This window comes from Sporosarcina sp. P7 (assembly GCF_002743425.1).
GTDB lineage: Bacteria > Bacillota > Bacilli > Bacillales_A > Planococcaceae > Sporosarcina.
This window is the reverse complement of sequence record NZ_PDZF01000013.1, coordinates 1-16,839: the sequence shown is the minus strand read 5'-3', so window position 1 is coordinate 16,839 and position 16,839 is coordinate 1. Positions and strand designations below refer to the sequence as shown.

Here is a 16,839-nt window from a genome sequence, read left to right as displayed (position 1 = left end):
AAATGTGTAGGTAGGGTGAATCGAAGTCCTAGTGTTTTCCTCCGATCAAGCAGCTACCTGTCTGCAAAGATCCTCTAATTGTTGCGGCGTTAAGTAATCAATCGCCCCATGAATCCGTTTTCTGTTGTACCAGGATTCAATGTACTGAAAGAGGGCAATTCGTGCTGCTTCGAAGTCGATATAGGTCGTTTGATAGACTTCTTCCTATTTTAATGTGGCATGAAAAGACTCAATGCAGGCGTTGTCATAAGGGCAGCCTTTTCGACTGAAAGAGTGTTCAATTTTCGCTGCTTCTACTGCTTTTTCAAAGTCTTCGCTTGTATATTGACTGCCTAAATCAGTGTGAAGAATCAGCCCCTCTTCAGACTTCTGGACCTCAATTGCGTTCGTTACTGCTTGTAAGACGAGTTCAGTTGTCATGGACTTGGAAAAAGAATAACCGCCAATTTTCTTCGTATGTAAGTCAAGGACAGAAGCTAGGTAGCACCAACCATTATTTAGCGTATGGATATAGATGATATCCGCGATCCATTTCTCATTGATTGTAGTGGTTTTAAAATCCTGTTCCAATAGGTTGTCACGCTCTTCTATTTGGCTAGCTGGTGAAGCAGGGCGATATTTCTTCGTGATGATAGATCGGATTCCCCTCTGCTTCCATGATGCGCTGAACACGTTTCAAACTGACAGTGAAGCCTTCCTTTTTGAGAATTTGATGGATTTTAGGCGCACCGTAGCGGCCTTTACTCTTCGCATGAAGGATTTTTATGCGCTCTAAAATCGCTTCGTTTTCAATTGCGTGCGTTGATTTCACTTTATGGAAGGATTGATAGTACGTACTTCTTGGTATGTCTAGCACGTCACACAAAACTTGAACAGGATGGTTCTCTTTCTCCTGTTCGATTTGGTTGATAATCTCTTGATCGGTCACTTTTTCTTGAATATGGTCATAGCTTTTTTAGGAATTCTACCTCCTGTTGAGGGCGGAAATTTTCCTTTTGGATTTCTACAATTTCAGCGGAGGTCAAACCGCCTCCATCTATAATAGGGGAATATGCTTTGATCGATTTATAGATGGTCATTTCAGATACACCGTATTCACGGTTGAGATTACTTACAGATGTGCCAGATCTGTAAAGTTCGACAATTGTTTTTTAAATTCTTGATTATAACGTTTTTGTTTCATTCCGGACACATCCTCTTTATTTATTAGGATAGAGACTTAACTAACTTGTGTCCATACATCTATACTAGCTCCAAAGTAACTGTATCGGTTAGGATTACGTAAATAATCAAATAATACAGTGAGGTGTAAAACTGGATTAATATTCTATAAAGATTTCTTTATTTACTATAGTTAGAATTATTATGACTGAAAAAAGAAGGGTAGAGGTTTCTCATTAGAATAATATTAGTTGACTATATACAGCTTTGCCGCGTCTAATTTTAACATCGTATATGCTGAAAACATAGTGAGGATACTTAAATTATCAGTCATTTAATTCCGTCTGGTTACCATCTTTACTCGAGGTTACCTATTGTCCATATTTCTCATAAGGAATGTGCGATGAAATTCTTTTTGTAAGACCTTTTCATCGCCACTGAAAAGTGATATACAAAAACATTGGTAGCTGCATTTTAAAACAAGACATTTATGGGGAATAGTCATATTGCACGCGTAGCTGAAACACCCATTTCTCTACTGTGCAAATATAAATCACGCTTGGAAAACGACTAATCTAGCACATTATCGTCATGTTTTGATAAAAAATGCATTTAATCACCAAATTCTTCTTTAGGAAATAAATGATTTTGTGGTTTAAAAAGAACAGGATAGGCTCAATTTTTTGATATCATTTAAGAACGAAAAATTTATGAAGTGAAAGCGGGTCTTGAAAAATACTCAAAAGGATTTACCCCTTAGTTTGTAGGGAGATTTTCGAAGATATTGGAAAATTCATCATATCATATCATTGATAGATTCTGAATCATTAAACCATTCAAGTTCCTATTTAAATTACTATGCCACGGATGTACTTCAATTCATTCTTAAATTGCTCCAAAAGGAATTAGCTCACCTTGCCGGAAAATATTCTACTGCACTTTAGTATTGTTGATAAATATTATTGCTAACTAACTATTGGAGATAGGCTTAAATCGGTTGTATCCTTACACTTATTTGCGGTTTTATACAAAGTTAATCAATGGAATGAAGAGTTGAATGACGTATAAAATAACAGTTGTACCTACTAAATAAGTACTGACGTCATATGTGATAATAGACCAGATATCTTTAAGAGAGTCTGAAGATATCATGCGTTTTAATAGGTTGTAATCTAAAGTATAGACATTAATCAAATAAGATTTCAGAAAAAGACTAGTAGATAATGAAAGAAAAGTCGAAATAGATTTGTAAATAAATCCAAATAGAGAAAGGAGGAGTGCAACTAACACCATGAGAATTAATGCGTATATTATGGCCCTTTTCATATTTCAATTTGGTTTTCTGCAACCTATAGCATCTATTGTAAACTCGCAATGGCCAATTGCTGTCTTTACTCTTAGTTTATTAATATTTTCTGTTCTGAAAAATGGTTTTAAAATGAAGAGATATGTTTTATATACTTTTGTTATACTCACTATATACTTCTTTCTAAATGCTTTAGTCTATCAAGAAAGTTCTTTAATAATTCTTGCGATTTACTTAGGATTTGTATCCAAAGGTTTTGCTGGTCTAATTCTAGGGAGTTTAGACACAGATTGGAAAAACTTAAATAATGCATTTATAAAAGTGGCGATTTTTAACTTTTGTATGGTAGCTCCATTCCCATTTATGAATTTCTTGGATTCAATGAATTATATGCGATTTGGTTATGCGCTAATTCCGTCAGTGTTGATATTTTATATGCTTGCGCTGAATAAAGGGAAATACAAATGGTTTTGGACACTATTGTTTGCAACTTCATTTTTATTAATGTCGCTTTATGGTAGTAGAGGTACATTTATAGCTGTCTTAATATTTGTCTTAATAGTTTTGGTGTTTAATAAAAAGATATCGGTAATTAAGAAAGTATCTACTTTAGTCATTATAGGTTTGATAGTATACATTATAGGAAAATTTAATTTCATTTCGAGGGTAGTAGATTTTCTATATTTTGATATGGGAATAAAATCATATTCATTAGCAAAACTGCGCTTAACACTAGACACAAGTCTATTAGAAGCTAGTTCTGGAAGGGATGGGATATATAGCTCTTTGATGACACTAATATCGAAAAACCCTGTATATGGTTATGGAATAGGGTATGCTCAAAAAACTTTAGATTTTACTGCACATAATATATTTCTTCAAGTACTATTAGAATCAGGTATTGTTGGGCTAATAATATGGTCTTTAATTTGGGTTTACTGTATAAAGAAAGTTATTGCGATTAATAATAACTTTAAAGTTGAATACTTTAGATTAGTAGCATTACTAATTGCGTTGGCATTAGGAAGATTACTTGTAAGTTCAGATGTATGGTTGAGACCAGAATATTGGTTTACTATTTCACTATTAATTAATTTTAAAAGTGAAAAGTATAAATGATTCAACTACAATAATAGGGGAAGAAAACTAAAGAAATAGAATTAATGAAACAAAATTAGGTGGGAATGGTTATACTGTTGTTAAGAAACTTTTAATAAAGAGATACAGACTAAAATAATCTTAGAAAAACTAAAAAGGTTGAGTGAAAATGAGGAAAATATGTGTTGTTGGGCTTGGTTATATTGGATTGCCAACGGCCGCAGTCTTCGCTAATAATGGATGGGATGTTCAAGGTGTGGATATTAATCCAAGTGCTGTAGATGCAATTAATAAGGGAACAATCCATATTGAAGAGGTTGGTCTTGAAAGTCTAGTAAGTAAAGCAGTTGAGGAAGGGAATTTAAAAGCATCTGAAAAAGTAAAGCAAGCAGATTGCTTTATTATTTCGGTTCCAACTCCGATTAATGATGAACATAAGGCAAATTTAGAGTATGTTAAAAACGCATGTGAAACAATTCTTGGAGTTATCAAAAACGGAGATACTGTTATTGTGGAATCAACCATACCGCCACGAACTATGGATGATGTGATTGCACCTATATTTGCTTCCAGTAAATTTCAAGTAGGTGAAGATATCTATTTGGCACATTGTCCTGAAAGAGTTTTGCCTGGACGTATTGTAATTGAAGTAGTTGAAAATGATCGTATTATCGGCGGTATAAATAAAGCTTCAACAGATGCCGCAGCGGAAATATATGCAACATTTGTTACGGGTAAGTTATTAAAGACATCAGCATTAAGTGCTGAAATGTCTAAATTAATGGAGAACACATATCGTGATGTTAATATAGCATTGGCAAATGAACTAGTTAAAATATCTAATAAGTTAGGAATAGACGCCTTGGAAGTTATAGGGCTTGCTAATCATCATCCTCGCGTAAACCTTCATTTACCTGGACCTGGGGTAGGTGGCCATTGTTTGGCAGTTGATCCGTATTTCATCATGGAAAAAGCGCCAGTTGAATCTCAGTTGATATCAAATGCAAGGTCAATTAACAACTCGATGCCAGACTTTGTGGTAGAACAAGTAATGAAACTCGTAGAAAGCCAAAAATCTAAGATCGCTATTTTAGGGCTTACCTATAAAGGGAATATTGATGATATTCGAGAAAGCCCAGCGATGGATATAGTTGAAAAGTTATTGGATGTTGGATTTTCCCTAGGCATTCATGATCCACATGTCAGTCAAGAAAATTTAAAGATTAAAAATTCTTCATTTGCGGAAGCTATTGAAGATGCTGAGTGTATTCTTGTGTTAACTGATCATAATGAGTTTAAAGAATTAGATGAGAAAGTTATTATAGATAATATGAAATATCCTCGAATTTTGGATACGAAAAATTGCTTAATTATTAAAAGTGAAGAGATTACTTATGTTAATTTCGGGAATTTAGCGGAGAAAAACAAATTTATTACTGTTGAATCTTAATCAGACAATCAAAATATGTGAAAATGTTAGTTGGAAGATGATTGGTTTTGTACGTAGCAGTGGATGCAGTTAAGTACCTAAACGCAATTATGATTATTGTAAAAAGGCGTACCTATTATTTAAAATAGATTGAGAAAACATAATGGAACTATCGTTTTCAGGAAATAGGATAGTACCAATCACAGAACTTTCAAATTTTCCTCACCAGTAAAAGATGAATTAAAAAATAGTTATATCTTCACTTAAGCATATTCAGTGAAGAAACGGAAGTAATTAGAGTTGCTAAATGAGAAGCGCGGAGGCTGACCAGTACTGTATTGTAGCTGTTGATGCTGCTAAGTATGTGAATACCGTGATGATCTGTACGATCTTTGGAGATATTTTAAGAGGGCCGTTCGAATTTGATGGATCTAAAACAGGGTTTCGATTGTTGAAGAAGGAAATTGAGTTGATGCTTGAAGCGTTTCAATTAACACGTGTATTCTTAGGGATTGAGACCACTGTTCATTACTATGAAGACTTGGTCAGAGTATTGTGATCGACAGGGCTTTATGGTACGAGTCATCAACGCTATTACAGCAACAGAAGAACGAAAGAAGCTACTGATCTACACGAAGACTGACAGTATAATAGGAAGCCAGTACCCACGAAATTATATAGTACATTAACACGTGGTTCAATTTAAATATAAAATAAAACAATGTGTCAAACCCCAACACTCTACTCAACAGATTAAACCTGTTGAGTAGAGTGTTTTTTAAATCAAGAAAACATGACTTATCACGATATCTATTTTTCGTCAAGAGCTAAGAAAAATGTGTAGTTAAAATAAATTTCATACTAAAATAAACGACTAGTTAGAATATTATGTGGACTAAGCATTATTTTTGCGCTATACTAATCAAAATGGCACGGGGAGGAAGACTCATGTTGGATGCAGGTCTTACTACCCGGATGAGTGGTAGTAGTTATAAACAGTTCGGAAAAGAAGTTCTTTGCACTCAAATACACTTTTCCATGCTGGAGGCAATGTTCGAAGTAGACCATGAAGTGCAAAGGCAATTGGACCCGAAGAAGCGTAGGGATATTCGAGATTTCATACTCGATAGTTTGGAAAAAGGGGAGCCGTTTTACTTTTCACCTTTTGTGTTCTCTAGTCGAGGAAATATACAAGAAATAGATGGTGGCTTCGTGTTGAAGCCGGGATGTAGTATTTATGTCCTGGATGCACAACACCGCATGTCTGCGATTGCTTCTGCTATTAGTCAGTTGAAATCGAAGAAAGAAGCAGCGGAAGAGACGGGGAATCAGGCGGAAGCTGAGGAGTCGCGGAAGTTCATTCAAATTCTAGCGGGATATCCTGTGTCGATGCAAATCTATTTAGATTTGAATCAGCAGGAAGAACGGCAGTTGTTTACGGATTATAATACCGAACGACGTGAAGCGCATCCAGGATTCATGTTGTTGTATGATCAACGAGACGCCTATACCGAGCTGACACGTACTATAGCAGAGCAAATGAAGACGCGGCTGGATATCGATCAAGTGCGTTCGCGGCTCACGGAAGCGAACACGTCTATTACTTCTTTGATTACGATGAAGAAGTGTCTGCTTGCGTTATTTGAAGGGTGCTTGACGGTGAAAACCGGTAATCCGTATTACAAAGGTTGTAAAGCGAGTGAAGTACCGGCTATTGCTGAAGCATTCTTTTCCTCGTGGTTGCAACTATTTCCTAAACGCATGGCGGACCGGAAGAACTATGCGTGTGGTGTGACGGGCGTTCAAGTAGCGCTTGCTTATACCGTCTTTACGCTAAGGCGAGAGCAGTCATTGACGTATATGGAAGCCATTCAGCAACTGCAACTGTTGAAGAAGAGATGCACGTGGAAACATGATGATCCGGTTTTTGATCATATGTACAATAAGCAATCCAAACAAGTGCGGAATCATTCGAATTCTACAGCCGTTAAGCGGACGATGTTAGAGTTTTTACTGATCATTCGTGAGGAAAGGGAGCGTTTGAATGATCGTTAATGAGATATTTTCCAAAAGACAGACCATGGTGATCTATACGGTGAAAGAGTTGACGAAAATGCTGGACGATCAACGTTTGGTACTTAGGGAAGTCAATGCGGGGCAGGCTCGGATGATTCGACGGTATATACTTGACAATGTCATTCAAGAACAAATTTATCTACCACCTATCGTTGCGGCAATTGAGTCGGGAAGTCTTGCAGATGGCCGGCCGGATTCATTGATAATAATTGATGGTACGCAGCGTATGAAGGCGCTAACACAACTTGAATCGGCAGTCTCTCGCATGACGAGTAGTGATGATGTAGCGGAGCAGAAGAAAGGTTTTACGTTACATTATATGCTGAATCAAATCGAAGTAGCAGTGCAAGTGTTTGAAGGGCTGTCGCCAAAAGAAATGGATCAACTATACATAGATCTCAACACAAAAGGAAAAAAGGTGTCTTTGTCTAAGCGGATTTCTTATGACTCACGTAATGAAGTGAACTCGCTTACGAATAGGCTACTTAAGAGCCATCAGTTGCTTCGAAAAGCGGGAGTGGAGCTGGAGAAGGCTGCCGTCATGAGACCGCGTAATACGAATTTGGTTTCGTTGTCGCAATTGAGACGATTGGTTGGCTATTTTATGACAGGTAAAGTAGTGAGCGGAAAGATTGCGATGCACAGTGAGAATACAGGAGAAGTGGAAGAAACTTACGAACTACTGATGACATGGTTTGACGAATTGTTCAATTTGCAAGATGCGAAAACGATAGGAGACTATACGGTATCTATGTTGGCAAGCTATTCAGTATTGTCAGCAATAACTCAGTATGCCTACAGTGGAGTGGAAAACGAAACGTACGCAGTGAAACAGCAAACGATTCAGGAGCGTATGCGAAAGCTGTCCCATGTAAACTGGTCACCAAAGCAAGATATTTGGAAGAAATTCGATGGCGATGTGAGAGGTAAGGACAAATTTTATTATCTTACACACAATAAGAAAAACAATCAGGCATTGATTAACTGGTTGCGCCTTGAAGGAGGTGAGTAGGTACTGGCAGGAAAAAATCCCCGAGTGTTAGCTAGTCTCCTCAGACTCACTCGGGGATTACCGATTGGAGTATGCTACCAATCTATAGATAGTATACTCTTTTTTTATTGATTACAAAAGCAATTAAGAAAAAAGGAGGCAACACAATGAAAGTCGAAACGAACTTTATGATGACAAAAGCAACATGCATGATTTATCCTATGTACAATGAGGTAGGTAAACTGCAGTCAGTGGTGATGGAAAACAAAGAGTTGATACAGGTTGATTTCAAGCCAACAGATTTAGTGGACCAAAACATTCGTTACCATGGATCCAGTTTGCGCGGTGCGTGGGATGGATCACGTGTCATTTTAGGCGGAAGATTCGCCATGATACCCGTTATAGTCAGTGAGAAGCTGAATATGTATTGGTTTCCCCTTTACTCACCGTCTCGACCAGATTGCGCATGGTTTGCATTGCAACGAATCCACAGCTATCATCGTCTGAATAAAAAACAAACACGTGTTATGTTCGATAATGGTGAATACTTTATTGCAAACATTTCGTATACAAATTTTGAAGGCAAATACGTACGGGCTTGCAGGCTGAAGCACGCAATGGACAGAAGGACAGAGTCACTGATGGTATGTGAGAGTCCGCAGTCTGCGACGTATTTGATTAATCGGGATACGAGTGACAGGAACTATAGTATGGAACTGGATTGAATGGAGTAGTTCAAGAAGTATGCGCATGAACATGAGAGATCTGATTACCGGGTAACCGGTAAGGATGTATCGCAAGTACTGGCATTTTCTGAGCCTAGTAGTTCTTTCTAATAGTATAGAGTTTTTTAGATACTCTCACTTGAAAATCATCAAATAGTGGAGATTAATGAGATAGCTTCTGTATGTACTAGATATAAGTTGATGAAAGAAGATCGTGTAGGCATTGATCTATCTGATCTTACAACTACACAGATGAGCAGGGTATTACTATTTAAAGCTAGGATTATCTTTGGCAAAACTGCCGATGAATTTATAAGCATAGAAAAGTAGTAATCACAATGCATTCTCATGAAAGAATGCTAGAAAAGACAGGTTCTAACAAATTGCCCAAAGTAATAGAGACCATTCAATGGCTAACGGACACAGACAATGTTTTGAAAGCCCAGTTTATAGGGCATAGTTCACTAGCATACCCATTAACGGCACGAAGGAAACGCACGATTGTACTGCCAATCAGCTTTAGATTTGTACGCGGAAGAAGATATCTATTATCCCTTACTCAAAGTCTTTGCCAGGATGAAAATTAAACAGATCAAATGGCTGAACTTCGACGTAAAATAGTGCAAAAACAAAATAAGAAGTAAGTTAAATGAACCAAGAATTGCTGGATAAGTAATTGTAGATGATTAAAATCATAGACGTAAGGGCAGTTTTAATGAAAGGGGAGACTTCACATGCTAATCATAAACAGGGAGGTTCAGTCAATGGACCGGGAAACAACTTTGCTAAAGAAAGACATTCATTGGCAAATTGAGGATAGTTTATATGTTGTTAGGAATGTCCCTTCTTTAAAAGCTGACTATGACGATGAAGAGCTATTAGATGTTGATGTATCCATTACATTAACTGCATTACGTGACTTGATGGTGGAGGATTCTATTCCTGTAGACGTAGACTTCACAGGTTTTGCAGACATTCGTTTCTAAGATGGGTAAATAAACTAAATTATGTGCAGCCTATGTCTTCATGGACATGGGTTTTTTTGATTGCTAGTCTACTTGGAAGGTTTGTCGATACTGGCGGCAAAAGTAGGTACCATGTTGCCACATATAGTTAGTGGGAACAAGGTGATGATCGCCAACGTTAGAATAATGGACAAATCGCCTGTTACTAGTAGAAGACTTATCACTATGGCCATATAAATTCCCCACGTTGCTTTAACTTTTTTGTCGGGATACAAGTCTCCATTTTTGCTCAGTATTGCCAATACAAATGTAACTGTCTCTGTATTCGTAATGAAGAGCAAAGCAAATAAAATAATGTTTATGATACTCATAAACATCGTAAATGGCAGTTATTTAAGTAATATAAACATATTCAGCGCATTATTTGCAAAGGCCCTATACCTGAGCTTATGGAAACGAAATGGCTCATGTATGCACTTAATGAGTTGCAAAAAGAAAAGTCTTCTGATGACTGAGAAACTCATCATCAGAAGACTCTTTTTGCTTTACTAAGAATTTGTACATTCGCACTAAGTAATTAAGTAGTTTCAAGATGCCTGTACACCAAACCTTTGTACGTTCTTGTTTATTCCTGCGCTCATGTTAATCATTCGACAAATCTCTTTTATAAAAGACTCCGAACTTACCCCATATGTCTTCCATTTGATTGAGCCGTTGTTCAACATTCTCTTCACGTTCTTTACCTAAATAGACAATTAGAGCATTAATCAAGCTTAAAGGTGCTGTGAAAGAATCGATGAACGATGGCATATCACTGGAAGCAGTCAATGTAATATCCGAATAGGGCAGAAGGGGAGACAACAAGTTATCAGTAATCGCAATAGTACTGGCTCCCATCTCTTTTGCAAACGCAATAGTGTTAATTGTACTGCTGGAATAACGTGAAAAACTTATCCCGACCACAACATCTTTGCTAGTGAGTGAATGAAGTTGTTCAGGAATAATTTCAAACGAACCCAGTATTTCAGAGTTATCCAGAATGATATTTAAATAATAGTGCAAGAATATTCCAAGTGAAGCCGTACTTCTATTTGCAGAAATATAGATTTTATTTGCATTAAGAAGAAGATCGGCAGCTTTATGAAAGGATTTAATATCCAAAGACTCTAGAGACGCCCTTATATTATTAATATCATCATTGAAAATGTCATAGATTGCCTGCTCTTTATCGTCATACACATTGGAAGACATCTTAAGCCGTTCGGTTGTAGTTAGTTGTTCCTTGACGGAGTTTTGCATTTGCTTTTGCAATTCCGGATAGCCTGAGTAGTCCAGTGCTGTGGCAAACCTCACAACGGTAGCTTCACTTACGCTAGCTTTTGCAGCCAATTCTGCTACATTGAAAAAGGGTACAGTATTAACGTTTTTTAATATATAGTTCGCAATTTTTCTATGCGATTTGCTTAATTGAGTAATATTTTCAGCGACATGTTGAAAAACATTTGTTTTGTTCATACTCGTTCAAATCCTTGAGCTGTATTTTAGTAATTAACGATTGGATCCTTGCCTGGTAGTAAGCTGCGATCCAAGTCATCGAGATATGGGACAACACTTCTCGTTTGACTGATGAGGGAAAGGTCCATATCATAAATCAGGATGTGTTCCTCGTCAGAAGGCGATTCAGTTAGGACTTCTCCATTTGGTGCGACGAGCTTACTTTTACCACAGCTACCTTCGTGGACTGTATTTACACCAAGTACAAACACTGTGTTATCTAATGCACGAGCTGGTAATTGGATATCCCATCTAGATTGCGCTGGAATACTCCAGACAGAAGGGCAAATAATAAGTTGTGTTCCTTGTAAAGCTAAAATCCGACTTGGCTCAGGGAACTCAATATCTGCGCAGATTAGAATACCGATATTGCCAATAGATGTGTGAATAACATTGTATTTTCGTTCACCTGCTGCGAAATGGTTCTTTTCTCTTCCCCAGAGGAAGGACTTCCTGTAGGTGGTTAATAATTCGCCTGTATTCTCAATTACAGCGGTGGAAATGTAAATATTACCGCCTTCTTTTTCCACGAATGGAACGACGAGTAAGATGTTATGTTCTGCTGCCGCTTCCTGGAAAAGAGATATTGTCTTACCTTGAGGTGTTTCAGCAAAAGCAGTAAATTCTTCTGTTGATAAATAATAGCCGCTTATCCATAGTTCGGGCAATACAATGAGCTTTGCTCCTTGGCTTGCAGCTTCGGAAATCATAGCCATTGCTTGAGTTATATTTTCCTCCCTAAGATTGGGCTTTGAATGCATTTGCAGGGCAGCCACTTTAACCAATCCAAACACTTCCTTTTTCTATTATATTATAACACTTTACGTAAAAAAGATTTTGTTCGTTCATTTTCAGGATTAGTGAATATCTTTTCAGGAGGACCTTGCTCCATAATGATACCCTGGTCGAAGAATATAACACGATCACATACGTCACGGGCAAAATCCATTTCATGTGTTACAACCACCATAGTCATTCCACTTTTAGCTAGATCTTTCATCACTTCTAATACTTCGCCTACCAATTCAGGATCTAAGGCTGAAGTCGGTTCATCGAACAACATGATTTTCGGATTCATTGCAAGACTGCGTGCAATCGCGACACGCTGTTTTTGACCACCGGAAAGTTTCTCAGGGTATACATTTGCTTTGTCGGCAAGACCCACTTTTTCAAGTAGTTTTATAGCATTTTCATGGGCATCTGCCTTGTTTTTTTTACTAACGATCATGGGAGCTAATATGATATTTTCAATAACGGTCATGTGGGGGAAGAGGTTGAATTGTTGAAACACCATGCCCACCTCACTGCGTATTTTATTAATATTTGTTTTTTTATCAGTTAGGGAAACCTCTTCGATCAGAATTTCACCTGATGTAACTTCCTCTAATAAATTCAAACAACGAAGAAAAGTACTTTTTCCAGAGCCGGATGGTCCGATTATTGAAATTACCTCTTTAGGTTTAATATCGCATGAAATACCCTTCAATACTTCTAATTCACCGTAGTATTTATGTAAATCATTCACTTGTATCATTTAACATGCAACCTCCTTTCAACAAAACGTAAACCTATTGAAATGGAGAGAGTGAGCACTAAGTATAAAACTGCAACTGCAGTATACACTTCAACGGCACGGAAGTTAGAAGAAACTACAATCGTTCCCTGACGCGTAAGTTCACCTACTCCAATTACTGTTAGTAAAGATGTATCTTTGAGACTAATGATGAACTGATTGCCTAATGGCGGAATCATTCGTCTAAATGCCTGTGGCCATGTAATCCGGTATAAAGTTTGAAGTTTTGTAAGACCAAGGGATCTTCCAGCTTCTATTTGTCCATTATCTACACCTTCAACTGCTCCACGAACTATTTCTGCAATATATGCACCTGCGTTCAGTGCGATAGTTACGACACCAGCTACAAGTGGGTCAATTTTAATGCCCAACATCAACGGTAATGCAAAATAAATATAAAGTGCCTGAACCATGATTGGGGTTCCACGTATAATTTCTACATAGACAGTGGATAAACTAAAGAGGATTTTACTTTTGGAAAGCCTCCCTAATCCAACGACTATACCAATGATGAAACCAATCAAAATACCGACAATTGCAATGAGGACGGTATATTTCATTCCTTTAAGTAAAAAAGGCAAAGCTTCAATTGCAAATGACCAGTCCAGTGTGAAACCAGTATTCATAAACTATCACTCCTTTCAACTAACTTTGTATAAACGTAATGTAGAAATAACTATATACTCTCTGTTGGTCGATCTTATTTTTTAGGTAGTGCTTCTCCAAACCATTCTTTATACAATTCTTCATACTTTCCATTTTCCATCAATGTTGTTAAAGCGTTATCAACATCTTCCTTTAGTTCACTGCCTTTAGGCATTGCAATTCCGAATGATTGACCTTCAAGTAAATCACCTATTGTTTTCACTTTACCTTGTCCATTCGTTTTAATGTAATATTGAATGTTTGGTAAATCGAAAATGACAGCATCTGCAGAACCTTTTTCAAGTTCCATATAGGCTTGGTCTATGTTGGGGAAGGGTACTAAGTCTTTTAGTCCTTCAATTTCAGATGCATAATCATAGCTGGATGTTCCTTGTTTTGTGGCAACAACTTTACCTTTTAAATCGGCTACACTTTGTATTTCGGTTTCATCTTCTCTGACAAGAATAGCAGTTCCCGCATCATAATACGGTGCGCTGAAGTCAATAATCGCTTCACGTTCTGGTTTTATAGTAATTCCAGCGATAGCTAAGTCTAAATTTTTCGTTTGAAGTGCGGGAATAATACCTGTGAAATCCATCGGTTTAAGTTCATATTCAAATCCAGCTTCTTCTGAAACCGCTTTCAATAAGTCAATATCAAATCCAACGTACTCACCTGATTCTTGATCTAAAAACTCAAAAGGTACGTAACTAGTGTCTGTCCCTACTATCAATACCTTTTTTTCTGATGGTTCTTTTGCTGATGTTTCTGAAGAGCTTTTGTCTGAACTACAGCCAAACAATAGTAAGCTGCTAGCTAATGCTGTACCTGCTATTACATTTATAAAAGTTCTTTTTTGCATTTTATTTCCTCCTCTAAATTAGTTGTAGTATTCATAATATTCTAATCCCGCTTAATGTGCAATGTTTATTTCATAAAACAGAATGTAAAAATTATTTATTTCATATTGACAATATATTAATAAAACTCTTTGTATTAAATAGTTAAAATAATCTTTTTATTTGTTTACAATATGCATTGGGTTATGTATAGTTGAAATAAATATTTCATTTATATAAAAAATGAAATAAAAAATTCTAAAAGGGTGAAAACTATGTCGCAAAATAAAGTTCTTTCCGGAATTGAAGAGTATAAAAAAATGACCCCTAAGTCGTTGGAGTTTTCGAAAACCTCAAAGGAAGTTATGCCAGGAGGTGTCACTGCGAATATTAAATTTTTTGAACCGTACCCACTTATAATGAAAAAAGGTTCTGGTGCATACCTGACAGACTTGGATGGAAACGAATATATAGATTATCTTCTATCCTATGGTGCATTGATGACAGGTCACGGACATCCTAAAGTATTAGAAGGAATTCGTAACCAGCTTGAAGAAGAGGGAACGTTACTATTTGGCACCCCACACCATTTGGAAGTCAAAATGGGGCAGAAAATTAAAGAATTGTATCCAAGTATTGAAAAGCTGCGCTATACGAATTCAGGAACAGAAGCAACCTTACTTTCCATCCGGATGGCATATGCTTATACAGAAAAGTATAAAATCGCAAAATTTGAAGGTCACTACCACGGAGGGTATGATCAGGTTTTACTTAGTGTGAATCCTTCCGTTAACGAAGCGGGACCGGCAAAGAGACCGAATGCTATTGCGGAGTCAAAAGGTGTAGATCCTTATCACAAGGAACATACTGTTATATTGCCTTTTAATGACTTGGAAGCAACAACAGAAATTTTAACGAAACATAAAGATGAAATCGCGGCTGTTATTTTAGAGCCAATACAGGGTGGATTCATTCCTGCTGAACAGGAATTTATGGATGGTTTGCGGGTAATTACTGAGAAACTAGGCATTCTTCTAATATTCGATGAAGTAAAGACAGGCTTTCGTTTGGGACTGGGTGGAGCACAGGAGATTTACGGTATTACACCCGATTTGACAACGTTGGGGAAAGTTGTTGGTGGAGGGTTCCCAGTAGGAATTATCGGTGGTAAGAAAGAAATAATGGAAATGAGCGCACCTACGGCAGCTTCAGATGTTTTCGATAATAGTCAAAGCAAAAAATCGGGAGCAAAAGATGTGCTATTCCATAGTGGTACTTACAATGGACATCCTACTATTCTTGCGGCCGGTTTGGCGACGATTGATGTGCTTGAAGAAGAAATTCAACATGTTTTCAAAAGTACAGAACAATTAAAATCCGGAATTTGTGACTTGTTTTCACAAAAAGGAATTAATGTACAAACGATAGGTATGGGGTCAATCTTCAATATTATTATTACAGAGAAAGAGAACGTTCATAATTATCGAGATTTACAAGAATCTAATTTCGCATTACGAAAGGAAATTGATTATCACTTATTAACTAAGGGAGTTTATACAAAGCCTCTCAATCGTTATAGTCTATCTACCGTTCATGGAATGAAAGAAATTGACAAGACGTTGGAAGCGTTCAAATTAACGTTGAATAAATTATTTTAATATGTCATTTCGGATTGAATGCATGTATGGCTGTTTTTTACGCATATGCCTTTTCTACAATTCAACATATATTAAACGCAGTCGCCATTTTTAAAGTGGCGGCTGTGTTCGTATTAAAAGTTTTTTCTATAATGAAACAGCCAGGGTACCAGGTCCCCACACAATTCTCACACAATTACTTGGCAATTAGATAGAGTTGAAAATATAGTTTCAATATTTCGAAATAGTTTATCTTCTGTTCATATTCGCCGTATAGGATATAACTATACAGAATGAATGGAGATGAAGAACATGAGTACATTATTAATGGTTGCATCGTCTGCAATGGTAGTCGCTCTCATTTTATATAGTATTGGCGTATTCGGTGAGAAAATCAGTGGTACGATTCAATTTAAACATCTAATATTCTTTGTAGGTGGGCTGATATTCGATACGATCGGCACTACGCTTATGAACCGAATTGCTACGCAAGACGGAGGTTCGACATTTGGACTTCATCAAATTACGGGTGGTGCCGCACTTGTATTAATGGCTTTTCACTTGGTATGGGCGATTTGGGTCTATAACAAAGGCGATGAAAAAGCGAAGCGACAATTTCACAAGTTTAGTTTAGGTGTATGGACGCTTTGGGTTATTTCGTTTGTGCTGGGTATTTTGCTTGGGATTGGGGTTATTTGAATCGGTGCCAGTAGTCAAGCCCCTTAAAAATGGACACGAAAGTTTATGTACAATTGTGTGTGTTATGCACTTTCCAAATACCTAGCCAGGAATGCTTCGGGAGACAAATAACCTAAGCGTTTTTGGCTACGTATTTCTTTG

At 37.1% G+C, this 16,839-nt stretch carries 15 protein-coding genes and 1 pseudogene; 9 read left to right on the top strand and 7 right to left on the bottom strand.

Annotated features, from left to right (window positions below; genetic code table 11):
- Positions 1 to 45: 45 nt before the first annotated feature.
- Positions 46 to 1,183 (bottom strand): annotated as a pseudogene (locus tag CSV60_RS12445) (IS3 family transposase).
- Positions 1,184 to 2,452: 1,269 nt separating this feature from the next.
- Between CSV60_RS12445 and CSV60_RS12440 the strand changes: the two are divergent.
- The 7 genes from CSV60_RS12440 (at position 2,453) to CSV60_RS12410 (ending at position 9,772) form a co-directional block, all read left to right on the top strand.
- Positions 2,453 to 3,586, top strand: a complete 1,134-nt coding sequence (locus tag CSV60_RS12440) for an O-antigen ligase family protein (protein ID WP_099637211.1) — start codon at positions 2,453 to 2,455, stop codon at positions 3,584 to 3,586.
- Positions 3,587 to 3,734: 148 nt separating this feature from the next.
- Complete coding sequence (locus tag CSV60_RS12435; protein ID WP_099637210.1) at positions 3,735 to 5,015, top strand: nucleotide sugar dehydrogenase; 1,281 nt, start codon at positions 3,735 to 3,737, stop codon at positions 5,013 to 5,015.
- A 286-nt stretch (positions 5,016 to 5,301) separates the two neighbouring features.
- A complete protein-coding gene (locus CSV60_RS12430; protein WP_099637209.1) occupies positions 5,302 to 5,553 on the top strand; it encodes a hypothetical protein in 252 nt (83 codons plus the stop codon).
- A gap of 389 nt (positions 5,554 to 5,942) precedes the next feature.
- The gene (locus tag CSV60_RS12425; protein ID WP_099637208.1) at positions 5,943 to 7,049 is read left to right on the top strand and encodes a DNA sulfur modification protein DndB; all 1,107 of its coding nucleotides are present in this window, start codon (positions 5,943 to 5,945) and stop codon (positions 7,047 to 7,049) included.
- Entirely contained in the window at positions 7,039 to 8,082 is a 1,044-nt protein-coding gene (locus CSV60_RS12420) for a DNA sulfur modification protein DndB (RefSeq protein ID WP_099637207.1), read from the top strand. Before CSV60_RS12425 ends, CSV60_RS12420 begins: the two co-directional genes overlap by 11 nt.
- A 146-nt stretch (positions 8,083 to 8,228) precedes the next feature.
- On the top strand, positions 8,229 to 8,786 hold the full coding sequence (locus tag CSV60_RS12415) for a competence protein ComK (RefSeq protein WP_099627261.1): 558 nt from the start codon (positions 8,229 to 8,231) through the stop codon (positions 8,784 to 8,786).
- A 764-nt stretch (positions 8,787 to 9,550) separates the two neighbouring features.
- Positions 9,551 to 9,772, top strand: a complete 222-nt coding sequence (locus tag CSV60_RS12410) for a hypothetical protein (RefSeq protein ID WP_099627262.1) — start codon at positions 9,551 to 9,553, stop codon at positions 9,770 to 9,772.
- A 68-nt stretch (positions 9,773 to 9,840) separates the two neighbouring features.
- Here the strand turns inward: CSV60_RS12410 and CSV60_RS16260 are convergent, their stop codons facing one another.
- From CSV60_RS16260 to glnH, 6 genes are all read right to left on the bottom strand, one after another.
- Complete coding sequence (locus CSV60_RS16260) at positions 9,841 to 10,128, bottom strand: BCCT family transporter (RefSeq protein WP_099627263.1); 288 nt, start codon at positions 10,126 to 10,128, stop codon at positions 9,841 to 9,843.
- A 265-nt stretch (positions 10,129 to 10,393) separates the two neighbouring features.
- The gene (locus CSV60_RS12400; protein WP_099627264.1) at positions 10,394 to 11,266 is read right to left on the bottom strand and encodes a MurR/RpiR family transcriptional regulator; all 873 of its coding nucleotides are present in this window, start codon (positions 11,264 to 11,266) and stop codon (positions 10,394 to 10,396) included.
- A gap of 26 nt (positions 11,267 to 11,292) precedes the next feature.
- Positions 11,293 to 12,081 carry a nitrilase-related carbon-nitrogen hydrolase gene (locus tag CSV60_RS12395; RefSeq protein ID WP_233189623.1) on the bottom strand — a complete coding sequence of 263 codons (789 nt, stop codon included), beginning with the start codon at positions 12,079 to 12,081 and terminating at the stop codon, positions 11,293 to 11,295.
- A 35-nt stretch (positions 12,082 to 12,116) separates the two neighbouring features.
- Complete coding sequence (locus CSV60_RS12390) at positions 12,117 to 12,839, bottom strand: amino acid ABC transporter ATP-binding protein (protein WP_099627265.1); 723 nt, start codon at positions 12,837 to 12,839, stop codon at positions 12,117 to 12,119.
- Positions 12,836 to 13,504: an amino acid ABC transporter permease gene (locus tag CSV60_RS12385; RefSeq protein ID WP_085132774.1), complete on the bottom strand. Its 669-nt coding sequence runs from the start codon at positions 13,502 to 13,504 to the stop codon at positions 12,836 to 12,838. The genes CSV60_RS12390 and CSV60_RS12385 overlap by 4 nt, the downstream gene beginning before the upstream one ends.
- 74 nt (positions 13,505 to 13,578) lie before the next feature.
- The gene (gene glnH / locus CSV60_RS12380; protein ID WP_099627266.1) at positions 13,579 to 14,385 is read right to left on the bottom strand and encodes a glutamine ABC transporter substrate-binding protein GlnH; all 807 of its coding nucleotides are present in this window, start codon (positions 14,383 to 14,385) and stop codon (positions 13,579 to 13,581) included.
- A 252-nt stretch (positions 14,386 to 14,637) separates the two neighbouring features.
- On the opposite strand from glnH, the gene CSV60_RS12375 reads away from it, so the two are divergent.
- Positions 14,638 to 16,020, top strand: a complete 1,383-nt coding sequence (locus CSV60_RS12375) for an aspartate aminotransferase family protein (protein WP_099627267.1) — start codon at positions 14,638 to 14,640, stop codon at positions 16,018 to 16,020.
- 291 nt (positions 16,021 to 16,311) lie between these two features.
- Positions 16,312 to 16,698 (top strand): HsmA family protein, encoded by a 387-nt coding sequence (locus CSV60_RS12370; RefSeq protein WP_099627268.1) that lies wholly within the window; start codon positions 16,312 to 16,314, stop codon positions 16,696 to 16,698.
- The last annotated feature ends 141 nt before the right edge of the window (positions 16,699 to 16,839 follow it).

Coding starts and splice junctions, on each gene's coding strand:
- CSV60_RS12420 (WP_099637207.1), top strand. CDS start 7,039: ATGATCGTTAATGAGATATTTTCCAAAAGACAGACCATGGTGATCTAT.
- CSV60_RS12390 (WP_099627265.1), bottom strand. CDS start 12,839: ATGATACAAGTGAATGATTTACATAAATACTACGGTGAATTAGAAGTA.
- CSV60_RS16260 (WP_099627263.1), bottom strand. CDS start 10,128: ATGTTTATGAGTATCATAAACATTATTTTATTTGCTTTGCTCTTCATT.
- CSV60_RS12425 (WP_099637208.1), top strand. CDS start 5,943: ATGTTGGATGCAGGTCTTACTACCCGGATGAGTGGTAGTAGTTATAAA.
- glnH (WP_099627266.1), bottom strand. CDS start 14,385: ATGCAAAAAAGAACTTTTATAAATGTAATAGCAGGTACAGCATTAGCT.
- CSV60_RS12410 (WP_099627262.1), top strand. CDS start 9,551: ATGGACCGGGAAACAACTTTGCTAAAGAAAGACATTCATTGGCAAATT.
- CSV60_RS12385 (WP_085132774.1), bottom strand. CDS start 13,504: ATGAATACTGGTTTCACACTGGACTGGTCATTTGCAATTGAAGCTTTG.
- CSV60_RS12415 (WP_099627261.1), top strand. CDS start 8,229: ATGAAAGTCGAAACGAACTTTATGATGACAAAAGCAACATGCATGATT.
- CSV60_RS12435 (WP_099637210.1), top strand. CDS start 3,735: ATGAGGAAAATATGTGTTGTTGGGCTTGGTTATATTGGATTGCCAACG.
- CSV60_RS12400 (WP_099627264.1), bottom strand. CDS start 11,266: ATGAACAAAACAAATGTTTTTCAACATGTCGCTGAAAATATTACTCAA.
- CSV60_RS12370 (WP_099627268.1), top strand. CDS start 16,312: ATGAGTACATTATTAATGGTTGCATCGTCTGCAATGGTAGTCGCTCTC.
- CSV60_RS12440 (WP_099637211.1), top strand. CDS start 2,453: ATGAGAATTAATGCGTATATTATGGCCCTTTTCATATTTCAATTTGGT.
- CSV60_RS12375 (WP_099627267.1), top strand. CDS start 14,638: ATGTCGCAAAATAAAGTTCTTTCCGGAATTGAAGAGTATAAAAAAATG.
- CSV60_RS12430 (WP_099637209.1), top strand. CDS start 5,302: ATGAGAAGCGCGGAGGCTGACCAGTACTGTATTGTAGCTGTTGATGCT.